The following is a 21,761-nucleotide window of genomic DNA, read 5'->3' on the forward strand; positions in this document are numbered from 1 at the left end:
TCCGAGATCCTGGGCCGGACCGTGCGCCCAGCCGGTCTCGACCGTCACCTTGCTGCCGTCGATCTCGATGACCCGTCCGGTCACGTCGCCGGCCTCCTCGGACGCGAGCCACGCCACGATCGGCGAGTTGTCCTCGGGCAGGGCCATCGCCGACGTGTCGAACGCGCCCTCGGTCATCCGGGTCTTCGCGACCGGCGCGATGGCGTTGACGGTCACGCCGTAGCGGCCCATCTCGGCCGCCGCGACCAGGGTGAGTCCGGCGATGCCCGCCTTGGCGGCGGAGTACGTCGCCTGCCCGATCGAGCCCTGCAAGCCGGCCCCGGACGAGGTGTTCACCACCCGAGCGACCCGCTGGCGGCCCTCCTTCGCCTCGGCCCGCCAGTAGGCGCCGGCGTGACGCAGCGGCGCGAAGTGGCCCTTGAGGTGCACCCGGATCACCGCGTCCCACTCCTCCTCGGAGGTGTTGACGAGCATCCGGTCGCGCACGAACCCGGCGTTGTTGACCAGGATGTCGAGCCCGCCGAAGGTGTCGATCGCCTGCTGCACCATGGCTGCCGCCGCCTCGAAGTCCGCGACGTCGGCGCCGTTGACGACCGCCTCGCCACCCATCGCCTCGATCTCGGCGACGACCTGCTGCGCCGGCGACTCGCCCGTGTCCTCCCCGGCGATCGAGACGCCGTAGTCGTTGACGACCACCTTGGCGCCGTGCCGGGCCAGCTCGAGCGCGTGCGCGCGGCCGATCCCCCGGCCCGCGCCGGTCACGATGGCGATGCGCCCCTCCAACAGACGACTCACAGTCGTTCTCCTTCTCGGTTGCTCTGCCCGCTCTGGGCGATGTACAGGAAGACCGGCTGCTCCCCGCCGCCGTGGCAGGCGACGCTCGCGCCGGAGACGTACGACGCGAGGTCGCTCGCCAGGAACGCCACGACCCGGCCGATCTCGGCGAGGTCGGCCATCCGCCCGAGCGGGATGGTCCGCTCGATCGCGGCGACGGTGGCGTCGCCGCCGTAGTGGTCGGCGGTGTCGGCCGTGCGCACCAGCCCCACGTCGACCGCGTTGACGCGCACCCGCGGTCCCCACTCCTGCGCGAGCGATCCGGTCAGCGCGTCGAGACCGGCCTTCGCGGCGCCGTACGCCGCAGTGCCGGGCGAGGGTCGGTCGGCCGACACCGAGGAGATGTTGACGATCGTGCCGCCGGTCTCCTGATGCTGCATCACCCGGTTGGCGGCCTGGCTGACGAGCAGCGGGGCCATCAGGTTGAGGCCCACGATCTTGTCGTGGAAGCGCGGCGAGGCGTCGGCCGCCGACGCGTAGGGAGCGCCGCCGGCGTTGTTGACGACGATGTCCAGGCGGCCGTGGTCGGCGACGATCCCGGCCACCAACGCATCGACGGACTCGGCCTCGCGGACGTCGCACTGCCGGTGCGTCGCGCCCGCAGGGGGCTCGGCCTCGGACCGGCCACAGGTCACCACGGTCGCACCGGCGTCGAGGAGGACCTCGGTGATGCCGCGCCCGATGCCGCGGGCGCCACCGGTGACGAGGGCGACCCGGCCGGCCAGGTCGATCGAGAGTGCCATGCCGACACCCTACCAAGCATTTGCTTGGTAGGGTGTGCCCATGACAGTCACCAGCGAGCTGCGCGACGGCGCCCACAGCGGGATCCGCGTCGTCACCATGAACGCTCCCCCGGTCAACGCGCTCACCGTCCAGGGCTGGTTCGACGTGGCGGCCGCCCTCGACGAGGCCAGCGCCGACCTCGACACGAAGGTCGTGGTCCTCCGGGCGGAGGGCAAGGGCTTCAACGCCGGCGTCGACATCAAGGAGATGCAGCACACCGAGGGCTTCGATGCGCTCATCGGGGCCAACAAGGGCTGCTACGCGGCGTTCAAGGCCGTCTACGAGTGCGCGGTCCCGGTGATCGCCGCGGTCAACGGCTTCTGCGTGGGAGGCGGCGTCGGCCTGGTCGGCAACGCCGACATCGTGGTGGCCAGCGACGACGCCTACTTCGGGGTGCCCGAGGTCAAGCAGGGCGCGCTCGGCGCGGCCACCCACATGGCCCGGCTGGTCCCCCAGCAGATGATGCGGGCGCTCTACTTCACCGCCGCGACGATCCCGGCCACCGAGCTGCACCGGTTCGGCTCGGTCTACCGACTCGCGCCGCGTGAGCAGCTGCTCGACGTCGCTCTGGAGGTGGCGGCCGACATCGCGGCCAAGGACACGCGGGTCATCCGCGCGGCCAAGGAGGCCCTCAACGGCATCGAGCCGGTCGACGTGAACAAGAGCTACCGGTTCGAGCAGGGGTTCACCTTCGAGCTGAACCTCGCCGGGGTCTCCGACGAGCTCCGCGACGACTTCGCAGGCACCGACAAGGCAGGGGTTTCGAGGCTCGCTGGCGCTCGCACCTCAACCACCGAGGAGAACCAGTGAAGCCGCGCGACAAGCAGATGACGATCGACGAGGTCGTCGCCCAGCTCTCCGACGGGATGACGATCGGGATCGGCGGCTGGGGTCCGCGGCGCAAGCCGATGGCCCTGGTCCGCGCCATCCTGCGCTCGGACCTGAAGGACCTGACCATCGTCTCCTGGGGCGGTGCCGACGTCGGCCTCCTGGCCCGGGCCGGCAAGATCCGCAAGCTCGTCTACGCGTTCGTCTCCCTCGACTCGATCCCGCTGGAGCCCAACTTCCAGCGTGCCCGGCAGAGCAAGGCGATCCCGGAGATCGTCGAGCTGGACGAGGGCATGTTCCAGACGGGCCTGTACGCCGCCGCCCAGCGGCTGCCGTTCCTGCCGATGCGCGCGGGCCTCGGCTCCGACGTCCTGGTCAACAACCCGTGGATCAAGACCGTCGCGAGTCCCTATGCCGACGAGAACGGCGACTTCGAGGAGCTGACCGCCGTACCAGCGCTGAGGCTCGACGTGGCTCTCGTGCACATGAACCGGGCCGACGTGCACGGCAACGCCACCTACCTCGGACCGGACCCGTACTTCGACGACCTGTTCGTGCAGGCGGCCGACAAGGCGTTCGTCAGCTGCGAGCAGATCATCGACACCGCCGGCCTGACCGTCGACACCCCGGTCCAGCGGCTGCTGATCAGCCGGATGATGGTCGACGGCGTCGTCGAGACGCCGAACGGCGCCCACTTCACCGTCTGCACGCCGGACTACGAGCGCGACGAGAAGTTCCAGAAGGCGTACGCCGCCGCCGCGGGCGGGCCCGAGGAGGACTGGGCCGCGTTCGAGGAGCGCTTCCTGTCCGGTGACGAGGACGCCTACCAGGCAGCGGTCGCTGCGTTCGCAGAGGAGCAGAGCAAGTGACGGATTCGACGAGCTCGACCACCGCGAGCCGCGCAGAGGTCTGCGCCGCCGCCATCGCCGACGCGTTCAAGGACGACGGCGAGATCTTCGCCAGCCCGATGGGCATGCTGCCGATGCTGGGCGTCCGGCTCGCCAAGCTCACCTCCAACCCGGACCTCGTCATCTCCGACGGCGAGTCGCTCTTCCTGGGAGGTGTCCCCCCGCTGTTCGCGAAGGCCGACGTCGTCGAGGGCTGGATCCCCTTCCGACGCGTCTTCGACGTCGTCGCCTACGGCAAGCGGCACGTGATGATGGGCGCCACCCAGGTCGACAGGCACGGCAACCAGAACATCTCCGCGATCGGCGACTTCGCGCAGCCGAAGCGCCAGCTCCTGGGCTCCCGCGGCGCACCGGGCAACACGGTCAACAACCGCACGTCGTACTGGGTGCCGAAGCACAGCACCCGGGTCTTCGTGGAGGAGGTCGACATCGTCTCCGGCGTCGGCCCCGCCCGAGCGAAGGCCGCCGGGCCGGGTGCGTCGAAGTACAACGACATCCACCGGGTCGTCTCCAACCTCGGCGTCTTCGACGTCAAGGGCGCCGGCGACACGGTCCGGCTGCTCAGCGTCCACCCGGGCGTGCGCGTCGAGGAGGTCGTCGAGAACACCGGCTTCGCCCTGGAGATCCCCGCCGACGTGCCGGTCACCCGTGAGCCCACCGAGTCCGAGCTGATGATCATCCGCAACGTGCTCGACCCGAAGAGCCTGCGCGACCGCGAGGTCCCGCCCGTCGACGCAGGAGCGAGCAAGTGATCGAGCAGCAGATCCGGACCCCGTTCACCGACCTGGTCGGCGTGCGGCACCCGGTCGTGCAGACCGGCATGGGCTGGGTCTCCGGGCCGCGGCTGGTCTCGGCGACCGCGAACGCGGGCGGCCTCGGCATCCTGGCCTCGGCCACGATGACCCACGAGGAGCTCGAGAAGGCGATCGTCGAGGTCAAGGGCCGCACCGACCAGCCGTTCGGCGTCAACCTCCGCGCCGACGCCGCCGACGCGCCGGCCCGCTGCCAGCTGCTGATCGAGTACGGCGTCAAGGTCGCCTCGTTCGCCCTCGCCCCCAAGCCGGAGCTGATCGCGAAGCTCAAGGAGCACGACATCGTCGTGATGCCGTCGATCGGCGCCGCGAAGCACGCGGTGAAGGTCGCCGGCTGGGGCGCCGACGCGGTGATGGTGCAGGGCGGTGAGGGCGGCGGCCACACCGGACCGGTGCCCACCACCCTCCTCCTGCCGACCGTGCTGGACGCGGTCGACATCCCCGTCATCGCTGCCGGCGGCTTCTACGACGGCCGCGGCCTGGCCGCCGCGCTGTCGTACGGCGCAGCGGGCGTCGGCATGGGCACCCGCTTCCTGCTGACCTCCGACTCGGCCGTCCCCGACGCGGTCAAGCAGCTCTACCTGGAGCGCGGGCTGACCGACACGGTCGTGACCGCCAAGGTCGACGGCATGCCGCACCGGATGCTCCGCACCGCTCTCGTCGAGGAGCTCGAGGAGACCAGCGCCGTGCGGCGGATGGGGCCGACCCTGCGCCGCACCCTCGAGTTCAAGCGCGACTCCGGCATGTCCTGGCGCGCGCTGGCCAAGGACGGTCGCGCGATGAAGAAGCAGCAGGGCCGCACCCTCGGTCAGATGGCCCTGGCCGCGAACACGCCCACCATGCTCAAGGCCGGCCTGGTCGAGGGCGACACCTCGGCCGGCGTGCTCGCCAGCGGCCAGGTGGTCGGAGTGATCGACGACCTGCCCTCGTGCGAGGAGCTGATCGACCGGATCGTGACCCGCGCCGCCGACGAGCTGCGGCGCGCATCGTCGTACGTCCTCTGACCGACACGGGGGCGCCTCCGCCGGCGGCGTGGCGCATGCCCCAGGATGGCCCTGTGCCGAACGCGTCAGCCCGGGTGCTCACCGTCACCAGTGCCGCCGACGGCGGGTCGGGCTCGCTGCGCGAAGCGATCGAGCAGGCGAACGGCGCGGGCGGTGAGTCGCGGGTGGAGTTCGCGATCGACTCGGGACCGTCGACCATCCGACTCATCTCGCCGCTGCCTCCCGTCGCCTTCGCCGGCGTGATCGACGGCTGGAGCCAGCCGGGATTCGATGGGTCGCCGTTGATCGAGCTCGACGGCTCGCGCGCTGGCGGAGGTGGGGGCCTCGACATCGCGTCGGACGGGCTGACCGTCCGCGGCCTCACCGTGACCGGCTGGTCCGAGGACGGCATTCGCGTGCGCGGCCGGCACTGCACGGTCGAGGGCGTGCGTGCGTCGTCGAACGGCCGGTACGGCGTGCTCGTCGAGGAGGATGCCGACGACGCTCGTATCGTCGGGTGCCTGATCGGGACCGACGCGACCGGATCCTCGGCGAGGCCCAATCAGCGCAGTGGGATACGCGCCATCCAGGCGAAGCGGTGCCGCGTCGGCGGGTCATCGACGTCCGAGCGCAACGTTTTGTCCGGCAACGTCCAGTACGGACTCGAGATCGTCGGCCCGAAGGCCGCCGGCGCGGTCGTCCTCGGCAACCTCGTCGGCTGCGACGCTTCCGGCTTCGCGGCCGTGCCGAACCAGCGGACCGGGATCTTGGTGTTCAACAGCTTCGGGGCCACGATCGGAGGTCCCGTCGTCGGCGACGGCAACGTGATCTCCGGCAACGGACGGGCAGGCATCACCCTCGACGGCATGTACATCGAACCCGAGGACTACCCGTACGTCGGGCTGGGCCACTGCCACGACAACTCCGTCGAGGGCAACTTGATCGGCGTCGACCTGTCGGGAGAGGGTCCCCTCGGCAACGGCCTGCGGGGAGTCCTGATCAACCACGCCCAGGAGAACTCCGTCGTCGGCAACGTGATCAGCGGGAACGGACAGGAGGGCGTGCTCGTGCTCGGGCCCGACGACGACTCCGACCCGAACGTGGTGCCGTCGGACAACCGGATCCTCGGCAACCTCATCGGAGCCACTCCATCCGGCGCGGCAGTCGGCAACGCCCGCAACGGCGTCCTCGTCATGTACGGCGCCAGGAACCGCATCGGCGGTGATTCGGAAGCGGACGCCAACGTCATCAGCAACAACGGATGGCGAGGCGTGATGTTCTACGGCGTGGGCGCGCGCACCAACGTCCTGGGCTCTCACAACACGATCGAAGGGAACCAGCTCGGCTCGTTCCACCAGCCGGCACCATGACGACGCGACCGGAGGTGATCACGGTGACGTCGGCCGCCGGCGGCGGTCACGGTTCGTTCCGCGATGCGATCGAACGGGCCAACGCACTCGGCCACGAGGCGCACATCAGGTTCGCCATCGGCGTCGGCCCCGTCACCGTCCGTCCTGACGCACCCCTCCCGCCGATCGCCTTCAACGGAGTCGTCGACGGCTGGACGCAGCCGGGATTCGAAGGGCGGCCGCTGGTCGAGATCGACGGCGGCGCTTCCCCCGGCTGCGCGGGCCTGGAGATCGTCGCGAGTGGCGTCACCGTGCGCGGGCTCGCCCTGACCAGCTGGACGGAGGAGGGCATCTTCGTGCACGACGCCGACGAGGTGAGCCTCGTCGGCCTCTACGTCGGCGTACGGCTCGACGGCGCGACCGCGGCCGGCAACGGCGGTTCCGGCATCCACGCTGTCCGGGCCGATCGCTGCCTGGTCGGCGGCGCGGGCCCCGCCGCGGTCATCACGTCCGGCAACCGCGGGCACGGCCTCTGGCTCGAGGAGGGTGCGCGCCACCTGCGCCTCGAGGGCAGCTTCGTGGGGACCGACCGGACCGGGAGCGTGGCCGTTCCCAACGGACGCAGCGGCGTCAAGGTCGAGCAGGCACACGGCGCCCTGCTCGGTGGGATCGGCGACGGCGCCGCGAACGTGATCTCCGGCAACCGCCTCTACGGGATCGAGATCGGCGGTCCACTCGCCCGCGGTGCTGTCGTCGTCGGCAACCACGTGGGCACCGACCTGACCGGGACCGTGGCCGTGCCCAACGGAAGGTCGGGGGTCGTCGTCTACAACACGCCGGACGTGCGCATCGGCGGCGCGTCGCCACGGGAGGGCAACGTCATCTCGGGAGGCGCCCGCGGCGGCGTCAACCTCGACGGGTCGGTCACCGTCCTCGAGGGGTACGACTACACGGGCAAGGGATACGCCACCGGCAACGTCGTCCAGGGGAACCTGATCGGCGTCGACAAGACCGGCGAGCACCCACTGGGCAACCAGCTGCGTGGCGTCCTGGTCAACTTCGCCCAGGACAACACGATCATCGACAACGTGATCAGCGCGAACGGCGAGGACGGCGTCCTCGTCCTCGGCCCCGAGGACGACTCCGACCCGCTCCTGGTGCCGAGCGGCAATCGCGTCCTCCGCAACCGGATCGGCGTCACGGCATCCGGCAGGCCCTGTGGCAACGGCCGCCACGGCGTCCTGGTCCGGCATGCCCGCGGCAACTTCGTCGGCGGTGTCGACGCCGAGGAGGCCAACACCATCGCCCACAACGGCGGACGAGGGGTGATGTTCTCGGGAACGGGCGCACGAAGCAACAACCTGGGACCGCACGAGGCTCTGCACGACAACGGCCAGGGGCCGTTCCACCAGCCACGCGGCTGACATCATGTCCGCCGTGGACCTGAGCGCGGCAACCGTCTTCACCGTCACGACTCCGTTCGACAGCGGACCGGGATCCCTCCGGGAGGCGATCCTCGCCGCCAACGAGGCGGGCGCACCGGCGGTGGTCGAGCTCGCGATCGGCTCCGGACCGGTCACGCTCCGCCCGGAGTCACCCCTCCCGCCGATCCGCTTCCCCGGCCTCGTCGACGGCTGGAGCCAACCCGGCTCGGACCGGCGGCCGGTGGTCGAGCTGAGTGGCCTGGCGGCCGGTCAGGGCCAGGGACTGGAGATCAGCGGCGGCCCTCTCACCGTCCGCGGCCTGGCGATCACCGGCTGGACGGAGAACGGGGTGCTCGTTCGACACAGTGACGAGGTCGAGCTGATCGGCCTCATGGTGTCCGGCAACGGAGGACACGGGATCCTGGTCCAGACGAGCGACCGACTTCGGGTGGAGGGTTGTCGGCTCGGCACCGACGCGGACGGAGAGGTGGCAGTCCCCAACCGCGGAAGTGGGATCAAGCTCTACGAGTCCGGCGCCGCCACGATCGGGGGCGCGCAACCGGGTGCCGGCAACATCGTGTCGGGCAACGGCCGGTACGGCATCGAGATCGGCGGCGTCGGATCTGCCGGGGCCGTTGTCGTCGGCAACCTGGTGGGCACCGACGCGACCGGCTCCCGTGCCCTCCCGAACAACCGCGACGGCGTCGTCGTGCACAGCTCGCCTGACGTCCGGATCGGCGGCACGACTCCCGGCGAGAGGAACGTCATCTCGGGCAACAACCTGTACGGCGTCGAGATCATCGCCCCCGACGCGCACGGTGCCCGCATCCTCGGCAACTACGTGGGCGTCGACGCCTCAGGGTGTCGCGCCCTCCCCAACGGCCGGTCGGGTGTCCTGATCTACAACACGGCGCACGCCAGGATCGGCGGGCTCGGACCCGGCGAGGGGAACGTGATCTCCGGAGGCGCTCGTGCAGGGATCAACCTGGACGGCTCGGTGCGCGAGGGCTACCCCTGGACCGGCGTCGGCGAGGCTCACAGCAACGTCGTCGAAGGGAACCTGATCGGCGTCGACGTCACCGGAGAGGGTGCGGTCGGCAACCTGCTGCGCGGCATCCTGGTCAACCACACCCAGGACAACCTGATCGTCGACAACGTGATCAGCGCCAACACCCAGGACGGCGTCCTCATCCTCGGCCCCGAGGACGACTCCGATCCCAACCTGGTGCCCAGCGGCAACCGCGTCCTCCGCAACCGGATCGGCATCACCGCATCCGGCCAGCCTTGCGGCAACGGTCGCCACGGCGTCTTCGTGCGGCACGGCAAGAACAACTACGTCGGGGGCGACACCGAGGACGACGCGAACGTGATCGCCTCCAACGGGGCACGCGGCGTCATGTTCTCCGGGGTCGGCGCCACGTCGAACCACCTCGGTGAGTCGAACGACCTCCGCGACAACACGCTGGGACCCTTCTTCCAGCGCGAGTAGAGGTCTACAACGCCTTCTGGAAGGCCAGCTCGCGACCCATGACCCGGTAGCCGAGGGCCTCGTTGACGCCGATCATCTGGTCGTTCGACTCCGCGTTGAAGGTGTCGATCTGCTCGAGCTGGGGCTCCTCCTCGGCGAGCCACCGGAGCATGTCGGTCTTGAGGAGCAGGCCGAGCCGGTGGCCGCGATGGGCGGCGACGACCGAGGTGTCGTGCTGGTCGCCGTACTTCGGCCGCTCCGACTCCACGACCACCACCGTCTGCCCGGCGAGCTGGCCGGACGGCAGGTGCCGCGCGACCACCCGGTAGGCCCGCTCGCGGCGGAACGCGCAGGCGTCCTCGTAGGCCTTCATCCGCTCGGCGTTGAACACCTCGTCCTCGATCTCGAGGTCGTCGGTGGGCGCGTCGTTGATCGCGGAGGCCATCTCGGCGATCTCGTCGAGCTCGGCGTCCGGAGTGGGGAGGCGCCGCCGCTCGAGCACGTAGTCGGCGGCGTACGGGAGCGCCTCGTCGTACCGCTTGTCGAGCTCCGCCTGGTCGATGTCGGCGACGTACTGCCGCCGGTTGATGGCCTGGTGCTTCTTCTCGTAGCCGTGCCGCGCCGCGAAGCCACTGGTCGCGTCGCACTCCCAGCCGCCGATGCCGGCGCTGGTGCGGCCCATCCGCCGGGCCTCGTCCTCGAGGAAGGTGAGGATCGCGCTGCCGTAACCGCGGCGCCGGTGGTCGGGGTGGACCATCAGGCCGAGCCACGCCAGGTGGAGGTTGTCGTAGGAGCTGACCGAGATGTTGCCGGAACCGACGACGACGCCGTCGACGCGGGCGAGGTACGGCGTGGGCGGCTCGCCGTCCCAGCCGTAACGGAACCTGGCCTCGGCCCGGAGTGGCGTGGCGTCGAGCTCCCAGGGCGAGTCGACGTGCTGCACGGCGTTGGCCAGATCGACCCACTCCTGCAGTGCGGCCGCGTCGTCGGGGCCGAACCGTGTGATGTCCATAACGTCCATGGTCGCGGCCCCCGAGGTCCCGGCGCCACCGGATTATCCGCTCGGTACATTGCCAGGGTGAGTGAGCAGCAGTCGACGCCTCGTCGCCGGCACCTGATGGACCCCAACGCGCCGCGCAAGGTCGCCGACCCGAAGGACCTCGAGCGGCTCCACCGGGTCCAGCGCCGGGTGGCCTCGGTGCTCATCGTCACCACCCTGATCCACCTCACCGCCGGCCTGATCCTGGCTGCCGATGCCGTGAGCGACGACAAGCGCGGCGCACAGATCGGGCTGATCCTGCTCGGCGGCGCGTTCTACGCCGTCGGGATCGGGGCTGTCCGCGCGATCAACAAGAAGCCGCTGCTCACCTGGTGGCTGCTCACCAGCCTGATTCCGGTCGCGGCCGGGCTCTGGTGGGTCATCCTTCGCTGACGCAGCGGCCACTCAGGGCGCGGGCGCGAGCATGATCCGCTCGCGCACCGACCGGTAGCCGAGCGCGGCGAGCCGAGCGACCCCCTCCCGGTCGCCACTCGCAGCCAGCACGAGCACGTCGTCGGCGACGTCGGCCGCCGCCGCGGTGGCCGCGGCGAGCACCGCACCCTCGAGACGGGCGTCACCGGACGGTGCGTAGACCGCGCCGACCCGGGTCATGCCCGCACGGACGCGGGTCCGGCCGGCCATCGCCACCGGCTCCCCGTCGACCTCCCACAGGCTGATCCGACCGTCGGCGAGCGGGTCGGTGACGACGAACGCCCGGTCGCTCGGATCGCCGGGGTTGGCCGCCATCAGCTCGTCGAACCACTGGTCGAGCAGCGGCTCGTCCGGCTCTTCCGCCACCCGGGGCCGACCGGGCGCGGGGGCCGGCGGGCGGAAGGCGTCGAGGCGGTGGACGACGAGCCGGTGGCGCGGAACGAGCGACGTGCCGACGCTCGCCCAGGCGGCCTGGACCGCGTCCACCGTCGTCACGTCGCAGCCGACGCCGTCGTCGACGGTCAGGACGCCGACCAGCTCGCCGACCGCCTCCTCCGACATCGGGCTCAGGACCGGTGCGTGCCGGGGCGCCCGGAGGAACGCTCCGGCGACCAGACCCGCGTCGTCGGTCCACCACCCGTACGCCTGGTCCGCGTCGGGCTGCGGACGCCGGCTGAGGTGGTCGGCCTCGGTCAGCAGCGGGTTGTGCTCGACCGGCCGCGAGGCCAGGAACTCCCCCGCTGCCGACGTGAACGCGTCGATGTCAGTAGTCGTCGACCAGGGCACACCCGATCATCCCAGGAGGCCATGAGGTCCAGAATCTAGACCGGCTAGGTCGCATAGCTGTACTAGGCACGGCGAGCTGCGCGGCGAACGCTGAGGGCATCACCGTCAGCCCTCCGGAGGAAATGATGCTCACCAACCTCGGCAGATCGTTCGCCCGGCAATGGGCCGGCCTGCTCGCCCTGTTCCTCGTGCTCACCAGCGGTACGGCGTACGCGCTCGCCGGTTCGAACACGGTCTTCAGCGACGACATCGTCGACGGCACGGTCAGCAGCGCCGACGTCGCCGACGATGACACCGTCCGCGCCTTGCGCGGCATCGACATCCTCAACGGCTCGCTGATCGCCCAGGACTTCGCCGCCGACTCGGTCACCGGCGCCGGGATCAGGGAGTCATCCCTGTCCACCGTGCCGCTGGCCGCACAGGGTGGCACCGGACGCTACGGCTACGAGGGCGCCTGCAATCCCGAGTCGACCAACTGGCTGCGCTGCTCGACCGTCGTCCTGACCCTCAACCGGCCCGGTCGGATCCTGGTCATCGGGCAGGTGACCGCCATGGTCGAGTCCGCCAACGAGTGGGGCGACGGCGGATGCCGGCTGCACGACGGCACGCAGGTGATCGAGGCATCCCGGACGTACGTCAAGTGGGACGAGGAGGACGTCGAGGAGGGTCGCAACCACTTCACGATGACCGCCGTGACGAACGTGCTCCCCGCCGGCACCCGTGCAGTCGCCATCGACTGCTACGACCAGACCGGCGCGACCACCTACCCGTTGGCGCGCATCTCGGCCGTCACGCTCTCGGGGCAGTGATCATGAGCGAGTCACTGCTGCGCATCGCTCGCCACTTCCGCGACCAGTGGGCAGCCTTCCTCACGATGTTCCTGGTGCTGACCGCTGGGAGCGCCTACGCCCTGGACGGGACGGACACGGTCTTCAGCGACGACATCGTCGACGGCCAGGTCTCCACTGCCGATGTGGCCGACGGCTCGCTCACCGGTCGGGACGTCCGCAACCTGTCGTCGATCGACATCGCTCCCGACGCCCTCGGCACCGGCCAGGTCAGCGAGTCCAGCCTCGAGATCGTCCCGGTGGCGAGCCAGGCGGGCTCCGGCCGCACCGGCTCGGGCAGCTGTGGCGAGTCGGCGACCTTCGTCGACTGCGGCCGCCTCACCGTGGACCTCGCCAAGCCCGGACGGCTGCTCATCATCGCCGACGTGCAAACAGGAACCGGGCTCTTCGCAGACGACGTCACAGGTCCCTGCCGCTTGAAGGTGAACGGAGCTCCCATCGAGGCGTCCGAGACCTACTTCAAGTACGACGACGAGGGCGAGCTGACGCCGTTCGGCTATGCGCCCGAAGGTGCCGGCCAGGATGCGACGCTGACCGCCGTGTCCCACGTGTATCCGACCGGCCGCCAGGCGGTCGGAGTCGAGTGCGCCCTCGTCGCCTCGGGCGAGGCCCTCAACGGCGAGGACGGCCACGCCTCCGCAGGCGTCGACATCTCGGTCGTCGCCCTCTCCGACAGGTGAACGGGTGGTCTCGAGACGGTCGCCAGAGCGACCTCCTCGACCACCGGTCAGAGGCGCTCGATGATGGTGACGTTGGCCTGGCCGCCGCCCTCGCACATCGTCTGCAGGCCGAAACGGCCGCCCGTGCGCTCGAGCTCGTTGAGCAGGGTCGTCATCAACCGGGTGCCGGTGGCGCCGATCGGGTGACCGAGGGCGATGCCGCCGCCGTTGACGTTGACCTTCTCGTGCGGGGCGCCGGTCTCCTTCATCCACGCGAGTACGACGGACGCGAACGCCTCGTTGCACTCGAAGAGGTCGATGTCGTCGATGCTCATGCCGGACCTCTCCAGCGCGTGCTTGGTCGCGTTGATCGGCCCGGTCAGCATCCAGACCGGGTCGTCGCCGCGCACCGAGAGGTGGTGGATCCGGGCCCGCGGGGTCAGTCCGTGCGCCGCGACCGCGGCCTCGGAGGCGATCAGCACCGCGGAGGACGCGTCACAGATCTGCGAGGCAACGGCGGCGGTGATCCGGCCGCCCGGGGCGAGGGGCTCGAGACCGGCCATCTTCTCCAGCGAGGTCTCGCGCGGGCACTGGTCGGTCGTGAGCTCGGTGCCGTCGTCCAGGACGAAGGGCACGATCTCGCCCGCGAACCGACCCTCGGCGATCGCGGTGCGCGCCCGCTCGTGGGACGCGAGGGCGAAGCGCTCCATGTCCTCGCGCGACAGGTCCCACTTCTCCGCGATCATCTCGGCGGAGCGGAACTGGCTGACCTCCTGGTCGCCGTACCGCTTCAGCCAGCCGGGCGACTCCGCGAACGGGGTGGAGAAGCCGTACTGCTGACCGACGAGCATCGCCGCGGAGATCGGGATCGCGCTCATGTTCTGCACGCCGCCGGCGACCACGAGGTCCTGGGTGCCGGACATGACGCCCTGGGCGGCGAAGTGCACCGCCTGCTGCGACGAACCGCACTGGCGGTCGATCGTCACGCCGGGCACGTGGTCCGGGAGCCCGGCGACGAGCCACGCCGTCCGGGCGACGTCACCGGCCTGTGAGCCGATGGTGTCGCAGCAGCCGAGGATCACGTCGTCGACCGCCCCCGGGTCGACGCCGGTGCGGTCCATCAGCGCGTTGATGGTGTGGGCGGCGAGATCGGCGGAGTGCACGCCGGCGAGCGCGCCTCCGCGCTTGCCGACCGGCGTCCGGACGGCGTCGACGATGTAGGCGGTGCTCATGTGCGGCTCGCTTTCGGGTTGCGGGGTCTCGTGACGGTCGCTGAGCGACCTCCTCGACCGCCGGTGGCCGAGATCCCATCGAGGAGGATGCGGACGTACTGGTCGGCGACGTCGGTGTGGGTGTGTCCACCGCTGCCCGGCGTGGGGGGCCGGTACCAGCGGACGGCGACCCACACGGTGTCGCGGATGAAGCGGTAGGTGAGGGTCACGTCGAGGTCGGAGCGGAGTACGCCGGTGCGCACGCCCTCCTCGATCAGGGTGACCCACACCTGGCGGGACTGGGTGTTGCGGTCGGCGAGGTAGCCGAACCGGTCGAACGTGCCGAGGTAGTCGGCCTCGTTCTGGTAGATCGCCACCTCGTGCGGGTGCTGGTGGATCGCCTCGAACGAGACCCGCACCGCCCGCTCGAGCTTGGTGCGGGCGTCGTCGGCACTGGCCAGGATCTCGTCGTACTGCGCGAAGAGGCCCTCCTGGAAGGTCGACAGGATCTCGTCGACCATCGACTCCTTGGAGTCGAAGTGGTGGTAGAGGCTGCCGGACAGGATGCCGGCGGCGTCGGCGATGTCGCGGACCGTCGTGTTCTTGAAGCCCTTCTCGGCGAACAGCTGTGCCGCGATCGCGAGCAGCTGGTCGCGGCGGCTGCTGGTGGCCGAGGTCTCAGGCGTGCTGGCTGCTGACACTGATCACCTCACCGGTCAGGTACGACGAGTAGCCGCTCGCGAGGAACACCATCACGTTGGCGACCTCCCACGGCTCGGCCGCGCGCCCGAACGCCTCGCGCTGCTTGAGCTCCACGAGCAGCTCGGGCGAGGTCACCTTCTCCAGGAACGGATGCATCGCGAGGCTCGGGGAGACCGCGTTGACCCGGATCCCGTGCGGCGCCAGGTCGATGGCGGAGCAGCGGGTCAGCGCCATCACGCCGGCCTTGGCGGCGGCGTAGTGGGCCTGGCCCTCCTGGGCGCGCCAGCCGATCACCGACGCGTTGTTGACGATCACGCCCTTCTTGCCCGCGGCGACCATCCGCTGACCCGCAGCGCGGACGCAACGGAAGGTGCCGGTCAGGGTGATGTCGAGGACCTTCGACCACTGGTCGTCGGTCATCTCCAGCACGCTGGCGGTGCCGCCGAGGCCGGCGTTGTTGACCATCACGTCGACCCCGCCGAGCTCGTCGGCCGCGTCGAGCAGTGCCGTCACCTGGGCCTCGTCGGTGACGTCGCAGACCAGCTGGCGCACCCGGTCGGCGCCGAACTCCGCGGCGAGGGCCTCCTCGGCCTCGGCGAGCCGCCGCGCGTGCGTGTCGCTGAAGACCACCGCCTTGGCGCCTTCCTCCAGCGCGCGTCGTACGACGGCCGCGCCGATCCCGGCGCCGGCGGCCGCGGTCACGACGACCACCTGGTCGCGCAGCAGGCCGTGGCCCGGCACGTAGTCCGGCGTCGGCTGCTCGATGCGCGTGGTTGTCATTCAGGCTCCTTACGGTCGTTGAGGAGGTCGCGCAGCGACCGTCTCGAAACGGGGTTCGCGCGGGAGACCCAGCACCCGCTCGGCGAGGATGTTCTTCTGGACCTCGTCGCTGCCGCCGTAGATCGTGTCGGAGCGGGAGAAGAGGAAGAGCCGCTGGTGCTCGTCCAGGTCGTAGGTTCCCAACGATGACGCTGAGGTGCCGCGCGTCAGCAGGCCGGACGCACCGGCGACATCCATCGCCACCTCGCCGAGCTGCCGGTGCCAGTTGGCCCACGCCAGCTTGAAGATGGAGCCGGCGCCGCCGCCTGCAGCGGAGTCCTGACCGCCCTCGACCAGCGCCAGCGCGCGGAGCGCGAAGCTGCGGATGGCGCTCAGCTCGACCTTGAGCCGGGCCAACCGGTCGCGCACGACCGGGTCGTCGATGCTGCCGTTGGCGCGGGCGCGGGCGACCACGCCCTCCAGCTCGCGGGCGAAGCCGACGGTCTGGCCGAGCGTCGAGACGCCCCGCTCGAAGCCGAGCAGACCCATCGCGACACCCCAGCCCTTGCCGGGCTCGCCGACGACCAGGTCGGCGGCGGTGCGGGCACCGGTGAAGAAGACCTCGTTGAACTCCGAGCCGCTGGTCAGCTGCTCGATCGGCCGGATCTCCACACCGTCCTGGCGCAGCGGGACCAGCAGGAAGGACAGCCCGTGGTGGCGGGCCGATCCCGGCTCGGTGCGGCAGACCACGAAGCACCAGTCGCTCAGGTGGGCGTTGGAGGTCCAGACCTTCTGCCCGTCGATGACCCACTCGCCGGCGCCCTCGTCGAGACGCGCCTTGGTCTGCACGTTGGCCAGGTCGGAGCCGGCGTTCGGCTCGGAGTAGCCCTGGGCCCACAGCTCCTCGACCGCCCGGATCTTCGGGAGGAACCGCTCCTTCTGCGCGTCGCTGCCGAACGCGATCAGCGTCGGGCCGAGCAGCGTCTCGCCGAGGTGGTTGACGTCGTGCGGGGCGTCGGCGCGCGCGTACTCCTCGTGGAAGATCACCTGCTGCCACAGGGAGAGCCCGCGGCCGCCGTACTCCTCCGGCCAGCCGACGCAGGTCCAGCCGTGCTCGGCGAGCAGCCGGTTCCACGCCAGGCGCCCCTCGAACGCCTCGTGGTCGCGCCCGGGACCGCCGAAGCCCATCAGGTCGCGCCACTCGCCGACCAGGTGCTCGGCCAGCCAGGTCCGCACCTCCTCGCGGAAGGCGGCGTCCTCTGCGCTCTCGGTCAGGTCCACGCCATCACCATACCAAGCAAATGCTTGGTAGGCTGTCCTGGTGGACACGATTCCGGCGATCCTGCGCGCTGCCGCGGAGAAGTACGGCGACCGCCCGGCCTACGTGGAGGGCGAACGGACCCTGACCTACGCCGGCCTGCTCGACCGGGTGCGCGAGCTCGCCCGCCGCTACGTCGGCCACGGCCTCGGGCCGGGTGAACGCGTCGTGGTGTGGGGTCCCAACAGCATCGAGTGGGTGATCGCGGCCCTCGCGACGACCTACGCCGGCGGCACCCTGATCCCCGTCAACTCCCGCTACACCGGCCACGAGGTCGCCGAGCTCGTCGACCGCACCGGCGCCACCATGGTGCTGGTCGCCGACGGGTTCCTCGGACGCAACCAGCTCGCGGAGCTGCGCGCCGCCAGCGAGATCGCGACCGTGCGGGTGCTCGGAGAGCTGTCGAAGCTCTCGCTCGACCACCGCGGCGAGGAGCGTCACGTCCGCGAGGCCACGCCGGAGGAGGTCGAGGCCCGCGCCGACGCGGTCTCCCCCGACGACGTCGCCGACATCCTCTTCACCTCCGGCACCACCGGCCTCCCCAAGGGCGCGATGAGCGCGCACCGGCAGAGCATCGGGGTCGCCCGGGCGTGGGCCGAGCTCGGCGGGGTGAGCGCCGACGACCGCTACCTCGTCGTCAACCCGTTCTTCCACTCCTTCGGCTACAAGATCGGCATCCTCGTCGGCCTGCTCACCGGCGCCGCGCTCTACCCCGTCGCGACCTTCGACGTCGACCAGACGATGGCGCTGATCGAGTCCGAGCGGATCACCCTGCTGCCCGGGGCGCCGACGATCTACCAGTCGCTGCTCGCCGCGCCGGGCAGGTCCGAGCGCGACCTGTCGTCGCTGCGGCTCGCGGTGACCGGCGCGGCCGTCGTACCCGTGGTGCTGATCGAGCGGATGCGCACGGCGGCGCCGGAGGGGCTGGCCATCGACCACGTGGTGACCGCGTTCGGGATGACCGAGGCCGTCGTCGTCACCATGTGCCGCGAGGGCGACTCCGCCGAGACCGTGGCGACCACCTGCGGCCGCGCGATCCCCGGCATGGAGACCCGGATCGACGAGGAGACCGGCGAGCTGCTCGTGCGGGGCGACTACGTGATGCTCGGCTACCTCGACGACCCGGCGGCCACGGCCGAGGCGATCGACGCCGACGGCTGGCTGCACACCGGCGACATCGGCGTGCTCGACGAGGCCGGCAACCTGCGGATCACCGACCGGCTCAAGGACATGTACATCACCGGCGGCTTCAACGTGTACCCCGCGGAGGTCGAGCAGGTGCTGATGCGGATGGACGGCATCCAGGACGTCGCCGTCGTCGGCGTGCCCGACGAGCGGATGGGCGAGATCGGCAAGGCGTACGTCGTCGGGACTGCCGACGCCGACGAGGTGATCGCCTTCGCGAAGGAGCGGCTGGCCAACTTCAAGGTGCCTCGACTGGTCGAGGTGATCGACGTACTCCCCCGCAACCTCGGGGGCAAGGTGCTCAAGAACGAGCTGAGGGACAGGAACTAGTGGATCTCGAACTGAGTGAGTCCGAGCGGGCGTTCCGCGACGAGGCGCGCGACTGGCTGGCCGCCAACGTGCCGGCCGAGCCGCTGCCGTCGATGGACACCGCCGAGGGCTGGGCCCTCCACCAGGAGTGGGAGGCGAAGCTGGCCGACGCGCGCTGGGCCGTCGTGTCCTGGCCGCGGGACTACCACGGGCGCGAGGCGTCGCTGGTGGAGTGGGTGATCTTCGAGGAGGAGTACTACCGCGCCGGCGCGCCCGGACGGGTCTCCCAGAACGGGATCTTCCTGCTCGCGCCGATCATCTTCGAGCACGGCACCAAGGAGCAGCAGGACCGGTTCCTGCCCACCATGGCCACCGGCGAGAAGATCTGGGCGCAGTGCTGGTCCGAGCCCGAGGCGGGCTCCGACCTGGCCTCGCTCAAGTCGACCGCGCGTCGCGACGAGGCACGGGGCGGCTGGGTGCTCAACGGCCAGAAGACGTGGTCGTCGCGCGCGACCTACGCCCACTGGGGCTTCGGGCTGTTCCGGTCCGACCCGGAGGCGGCCCGGCACAACGGGCTGACCTACTTCCTGTTCCCCCTCGACGCCGACGGCGTCACGGTCCGCCCGATCGCCCAGCTCGACGGCGAAGCCGGCTTCGCCGAGGTCTTCTTCGACGAGGTGTTCGTCCCCGATGCCGACGTGCTCGGTGCGCCGGGCGACGGCTGGCGGGTCGCCATGAGCACGGCCGGCAACGAGCGCGGGCTCTCGCTCCGCTCCCCCGGCCGCTTCTGCGCGGCGGCCGACCGGCTGGTCGGTCTCTACAAGGATCGCCTCGGTTTCGAGGCTCGCAAGCTCGCACCTCCACCAGCGGCTGCGGACCGCGTGGTCGACGCCTGGATCAAGGCCGAGGCCTACCGGCTCTTCACCTGGGGCACGGTCAGCCGGCTCGCCGACGGTGGCGAGATGGGAGCCGCCGGTTCGGTCAACAAGGTCTGGTGGAGCGAGCTCGACATCGCGCTCCACGAGACCGCGCTCGACCTGCTGGGCGCCGAGGCCGAGGTCGAGTCCACCTGGCTGGACGGCTACACGTTCTCCCTGTCCGGGCCGATCTACGCCGGCACCAACGAGATCCAACGCAACATCGTCGCGGAGAGAATCCTCGGCCTGCCGCGCGAGCCGAAGGGAGCCCAGCGATGAGGTTCGAGCTCACCGACGAGCAGCGCGCGTTCGGCGACGCGCTCGACGGCCTGCTGTCCGCCGCCGACACCGTGGCCGTCGCCCGCGCGTGGGCCGACGGCGACCACGGTCCCGGCCTGAAGCTGTGGACCCGGCTCGCCGAGCAGGGCGTCACCGCGCTGGTGGTCCCGGAGGAAGCCGGTGGCATGGGCGCCTCGCCCGTCGAGCTGGTGGTCGCGTTCGAGGCCCTCGGTCGGCACGCCGTGCCCGGCCCGTGGGTCGAGACCGCCGCCTACCTCGCGACCGAGCTCGCCGGCAGCGCGCGCGAGTCGCTGGCCGGCGGAGCGGTCGGGACGGTCGCCGTACCACCGCACGCGCCGTACGCCCTCGATGCCGACATCGCCGACCACGTCTACGTCGCCGGGAGCGACGGCGTGCGCACCGGCACCGTGGGCGAGCGCCTCGGGTCGGTGGACCTCACCCGACGGCTGTTCCAGGTCGAGCCCGGAGGGGTCTACGACACCGCCGACCGATCAGCCGAGGCGTTCGACCTGGCGGCGCTCGCCACGGCTGCGCAGCTGCTCGGCCTCGGCGAGCGGGTGCTGGCGGACTCGGTGACCTACGCGAAGCAGCGCCGGCAGTTCGGGCGCGAGATCGGCTCCTACCAGGCGATCAAGCACCAGCTCGCGGACGTACGGATCGCCCTCGACTTCGCCCGGCCGCTCGTCTACGGCGCTGCCCTCGGCCCGACCCCGCGCGCGGTGTCGGCGGCGAAGGTGATGTGCGCGGACGCGGCGTACCTCGCGGCCCGCACCGGGCTGCAGGTGCACGGCGCGATCGGCTACACCCAGGAGTTCGACCTCAGCATCTGGATCACCAAGATCCGGGCGCTGGTGACCGCGTGGGGCACGCCGGCGTTCCACCGGGCGCGGATCCTCGAGTCGCTGACGGGGGCCTGAGGTGGAGTTCGCGCTCAGCGAGGAGCAGACCGAGCTCGCCGCCACCATCCGCGCCGTGCTCACCAAGCAGGCGGACTCGGCCGCGGTCCGGGCGGCGGCCGCCTCCGAGCAGGGCTATGACGCCGCGCTGTGGTCCACCCTCTGCGAGCAGGTCGGAGTCGCCGCACTCTCGATCCCGGAGGAGTACGACGGCGCCGGGGCGACCTTCTTCGAGACCGCGGTCGTGCTCGAGGAGCTCGGCCGCTCGCTCGCGCCGACGCCGCTGCTGGCGTCGGTGATCGCGGCGGAGGCGCTGCTCGCCGGTGGGTCGGAGGAGGCCAGGGAGCGGCTGCTCCCCCGCATCGCCGCCGGGGAGGTCGCCACCATCGCGCTGACGGACGGTCCGGTGCTCGACGGCGACCAGGCCACGATCCTGCTCGCCGTCGACGGCGACGACCTGGTCGAGGTCACCGGCGCGACCGCCACCTGGGCGGAGTCGATGGACCAGACGATCCGGCTCGCCCGGCTCGACCGGTCGGGCGCGACGACCACCGTGATCGGTGACGGCGCCGCCGCCCGCGCCCGCGCCGAGCTCGTCGGCGCCGCCGCCGCGGCCGCGCTCGCGGTCGGCCTCTGCGACCGGGCACTGCGGATGACCGTCGACTACAGCAAGGAGCGGGTCCAGTTCGGGCGTCCGATCGGGTCCTTCCAGGCCCTCAAGCACCGGATGGCCGACATGCTGGCCCGGCTCGAGATCGGGCGCTCCGCGTCCTGGGCGGCCTCCTACGCCCTGGCCACCGGCGGCGCTGACGCCGACGAGCTGACCCGCGCCGCGGCGTCGTACTGCCTCGAGGCGGCAGCCCACCTCGCCGGCGAGTGCGTCCAGCTGCACGGCGGCATCGCGATCACCTGGGAGCACGACGCGCACCTGGTCTTCAAGCGTGCGCACGCGCTCGGGCAGCTGTTCGGCGCTCCCCACCAGCACCGGGCCGCGATCTCGCTCTGACGCCC

22 protein-coding genes are annotated in these 21,761 nt (G+C 71.1%); 14 read left to right on the forward strand and 8 right to left on the reverse strand.

All coding sequences use genetic code 11. The features are described from left to right. Both H0488_RS04845 and H0488_RS04850 read right to left on the reverse strand, forming a co-directional pair. On the reverse strand, nt 1-795 hold a 795-nt coding region (locus H0488_RS04845; protein ID WP_183098159.1), incomplete at its 3' end, for an SDR family oxidoreductase. Continuing rightward, nucleotides 792-1,577, reverse strand: a complete 786-nt coding sequence (locus H0488_RS04850; RefSeq protein WP_183098160.1) for an SDR family oxidoreductase — start codon at nt 1,575-1,577, stop codon at nt 792-794. The genes H0488_RS04845 and H0488_RS04850, both read right to left, overlap by 4 nt. A gap of 40 nt (nt 1,578-1,617) precedes the next feature. Between H0488_RS04850 and H0488_RS04855 the strand changes: the two genes are divergently transcribed. From H0488_RS04855 to H0488_RS04885, 7 genes are read left to right on the forward strand one after another with little or no spacing between them, the layout of a single operon-like run. Beyond that, entirely contained in the window at nt 1,618-2,427 is an 810-nt protein-coding gene (locus H0488_RS04855; RefSeq protein WP_183098161.1) for an enoyl-CoA hydratase family protein, read from the forward strand. Further along, nucleotides 2,424-3,314 carry a CoA transferase subunit A gene (locus H0488_RS04860; protein WP_312856220.1) on the forward strand — a complete coding sequence of 297 codons (891 nt, stop codon included), beginning with the start codon at nt 2,424-2,426 and terminating at the stop codon, nt 3,312-3,314. Before H0488_RS04855 ends, H0488_RS04860 begins: the two co-directional genes overlap by 4 nt. Beyond that, nucleotides 3,311-4,105 carry a CoA-transferase subunit beta gene (locus H0488_RS24930; RefSeq protein WP_183098162.1) on the forward strand — a complete coding sequence of 265 codons (795 nt, stop codon included), beginning with the start codon at nt 3,311-3,313 and terminating at the stop codon, nt 4,103-4,105. Before H0488_RS04860 ends, H0488_RS24930 begins: the two co-directional genes overlap by 4 nt. Further along, on the forward strand, nt 4,102-5,169 hold the full coding sequence (locus tag H0488_RS04870; protein ID WP_183098163.1) for an NAD(P)H-dependent flavin oxidoreductase: 1,068 nt from the start codon (nt 4,102-4,104) through the stop codon (nt 5,167-5,169). Before H0488_RS24930 ends, H0488_RS04870 begins: the two co-directional genes overlap by 4 nt. A gap of 53 nt (nt 5,170-5,222) precedes the next feature. Next, the gene (locus tag H0488_RS04875; protein ID WP_183098164.1) at nt 5,223-6,518 is read left to right on the forward strand and encodes a right-handed parallel beta-helix repeat-containing protein; all 1,296 of its coding nucleotides are present in this window, start codon (nt 5,223-5,225) and stop codon (nt 6,516-6,518) included. Next, nucleotides 6,515-7,921, forward strand: a complete 1,407-nt coding sequence (locus tag H0488_RS04880) for a right-handed parallel beta-helix repeat-containing protein (protein ID WP_183098165.1) — start codon at nt 6,515-6,517, stop codon at nt 7,919-7,921. Before H0488_RS04875 ends, H0488_RS04880 begins: the two co-directional genes overlap by 4 nt. Before the next feature lie 4 nt (nt 7,922-7,925). Further along, a complete protein-coding gene (locus H0488_RS04885; RefSeq protein ID WP_183098166.1) occupies nt 7,926-9,410 on the forward strand; it encodes a right-handed parallel beta-helix repeat-containing protein in 1,485 nt (494 codons plus the stop codon). Between the two features lie 4 nt (nt 9,411-9,414). Here the strand turns inward: H0488_RS04885 and H0488_RS04890 are convergent, their stop codons facing one another. Next, nucleotides 9,415-10,401 (reverse strand): GNAT family N-acetyltransferase, encoded by a 987-nt coding sequence (locus tag H0488_RS04890; RefSeq protein ID WP_183098167.1) that lies wholly within the window; start codon nt 10,399-10,401, stop codon nt 9,415-9,417. Nucleotides 10,402-10,467: 66 nt separating this feature from the next. On the opposite strand from H0488_RS04890, the gene H0488_RS04895 reads away from it, so the two are divergent. Next, on the forward strand, nt 10,468-10,821 hold the full coding sequence (locus H0488_RS04895) for a hypothetical protein (RefSeq protein ID WP_183098168.1): 354 nt from the start codon (nt 10,468-10,470) through the stop codon (nt 10,819-10,821). A gap of 12 nt (nt 10,822-10,833) precedes the next feature. On the opposite strand, the gene H0488_RS04900 is transcribed toward H0488_RS04895, so the two are convergent. Next, nucleotides 10,834-11,646 (reverse strand): hypothetical protein, encoded by an 813-nt coding sequence (locus tag H0488_RS04900; protein WP_183098169.1) that lies wholly within the window; start codon nt 11,644-11,646, stop codon nt 10,834-10,836. A gap of 122 nt (nt 11,647-11,768) precedes the next feature. Between H0488_RS04900 and H0488_RS04905 the strand changes: the two genes are divergently transcribed. Together H0488_RS04905 and H0488_RS04910 are read left to right on the forward strand one after the other, a co-directional pair. After that, entirely contained in the window at nt 11,769-12,455 is a 687-nt protein-coding gene (locus H0488_RS04905) for a hypothetical protein (protein ID WP_183098170.1), read from the forward strand. A gap of 2 nt (nt 12,456-12,457) precedes the next feature. Next, complete coding sequence (locus H0488_RS04910) at nt 12,458-13,174, forward strand: hypothetical protein (RefSeq protein ID WP_183098171.1); 717 nt, start codon at nt 12,458-12,460, stop codon at nt 13,172-13,174. A gap of 47 nt (nt 13,175-13,221) precedes the next feature. On the opposite strand, the gene H0488_RS04915 is transcribed toward H0488_RS04910, so the two are convergent. The 4 genes from H0488_RS04915 to H0488_RS04930 are packed head-to-tail and all read right to left on the reverse strand — an operon-like array spanning nt 13,222 to nt 17,106. Continuing rightward, on the reverse strand, nt 13,222-14,385 hold the full coding sequence (locus H0488_RS04915) for an acetyl-CoA C-acetyltransferase (RefSeq protein WP_183098172.1): 1,164 nt from the start codon (nt 14,383-14,385) through the stop codon (nt 13,222-13,224). Beyond that, nucleotides 14,382-15,065 carry a TetR/AcrR family transcriptional regulator gene (locus H0488_RS04920; RefSeq protein ID WP_183098173.1) on the reverse strand — a complete coding sequence of 228 codons (684 nt, stop codon included), beginning with the start codon at nt 15,063-15,065 and terminating at the stop codon, nt 14,382-14,384. Before H0488_RS04920 ends, H0488_RS04915 begins: the two co-directional genes overlap by 4 nt. Further along, complete coding sequence (locus H0488_RS04925; protein ID WP_183098174.1) at nt 15,043-15,846, reverse strand: SDR family oxidoreductase; 804 nt, start codon at nt 15,844-15,846, stop codon at nt 15,043-15,045. The genes H0488_RS04920 and H0488_RS04925 overlap by 23 nt, the downstream gene beginning before the upstream one ends. Before the next feature lie 9 nt (nt 15,847-15,855). Beyond that, complete coding sequence (locus H0488_RS04930; protein ID WP_183098175.1) at nt 15,856-17,106, reverse strand: acyl-CoA dehydrogenase family protein; 1,251 nt, start codon at nt 17,104-17,106, stop codon at nt 15,856-15,858. A 40-nt stretch (nt 17,107-17,146) separates the two neighbouring features. On the opposite strand from H0488_RS04930, the gene H0488_RS04935 reads away from it, so the two are divergent. The 4 genes from H0488_RS04935 to H0488_RS24935 are packed head-to-tail and all read left to right on the forward strand — an operon-like array spanning nt 17,147 to nt 21,756. Beyond that, nucleotides 17,147-18,658, forward strand: coding sequence for a FadD3 family acyl-CoA ligase (locus tag H0488_RS04935; protein ID WP_312856221.1), 1,512 nt, complete (start codon nt 17,147-17,149; stop codon nt 18,656-18,658). Further along, entirely contained in the window at nt 18,658-19,833 is a 1,176-nt protein-coding gene (locus H0488_RS04940) for an acyl-CoA dehydrogenase family protein (RefSeq protein WP_183098176.1), read from the forward strand. The genes H0488_RS04935 and H0488_RS04940 overlap by 1 nt, the downstream gene beginning before the upstream one ends. Beyond that, nucleotides 19,830-20,771: an acyl-CoA dehydrogenase family protein gene (locus H0488_RS04945; RefSeq protein ID WP_183098177.1), complete on the forward strand. Its 942-nt coding sequence runs from the start codon at nt 19,830-19,832 to the stop codon at nt 20,769-20,771. The genes H0488_RS04940 and H0488_RS04945 overlap by 4 nt, the downstream gene beginning before the upstream one ends. Nucleotide 20,772: 1 nt before the next feature. Next, complete coding sequence (locus tag H0488_RS24935) at nt 20,773-21,756, forward strand: acyl-CoA dehydrogenase family protein (RefSeq protein ID WP_183098178.1); 984 nt, start codon at nt 20,773-20,775, stop codon at nt 21,754-21,756. The last annotated feature ends 5 nt before the right edge of the window (nt 21,757-21,761 follow it).

The organism is Nocardioides pelophilus, from assembly GCF_014180685.1.
In the GTDB taxonomy this organism is placed as follows: Bacteria; Actinomycetota; Actinomycetes; order Propionibacteriales; family Nocardioidaceae; genus Nocardioides; species Nocardioides pelophilus.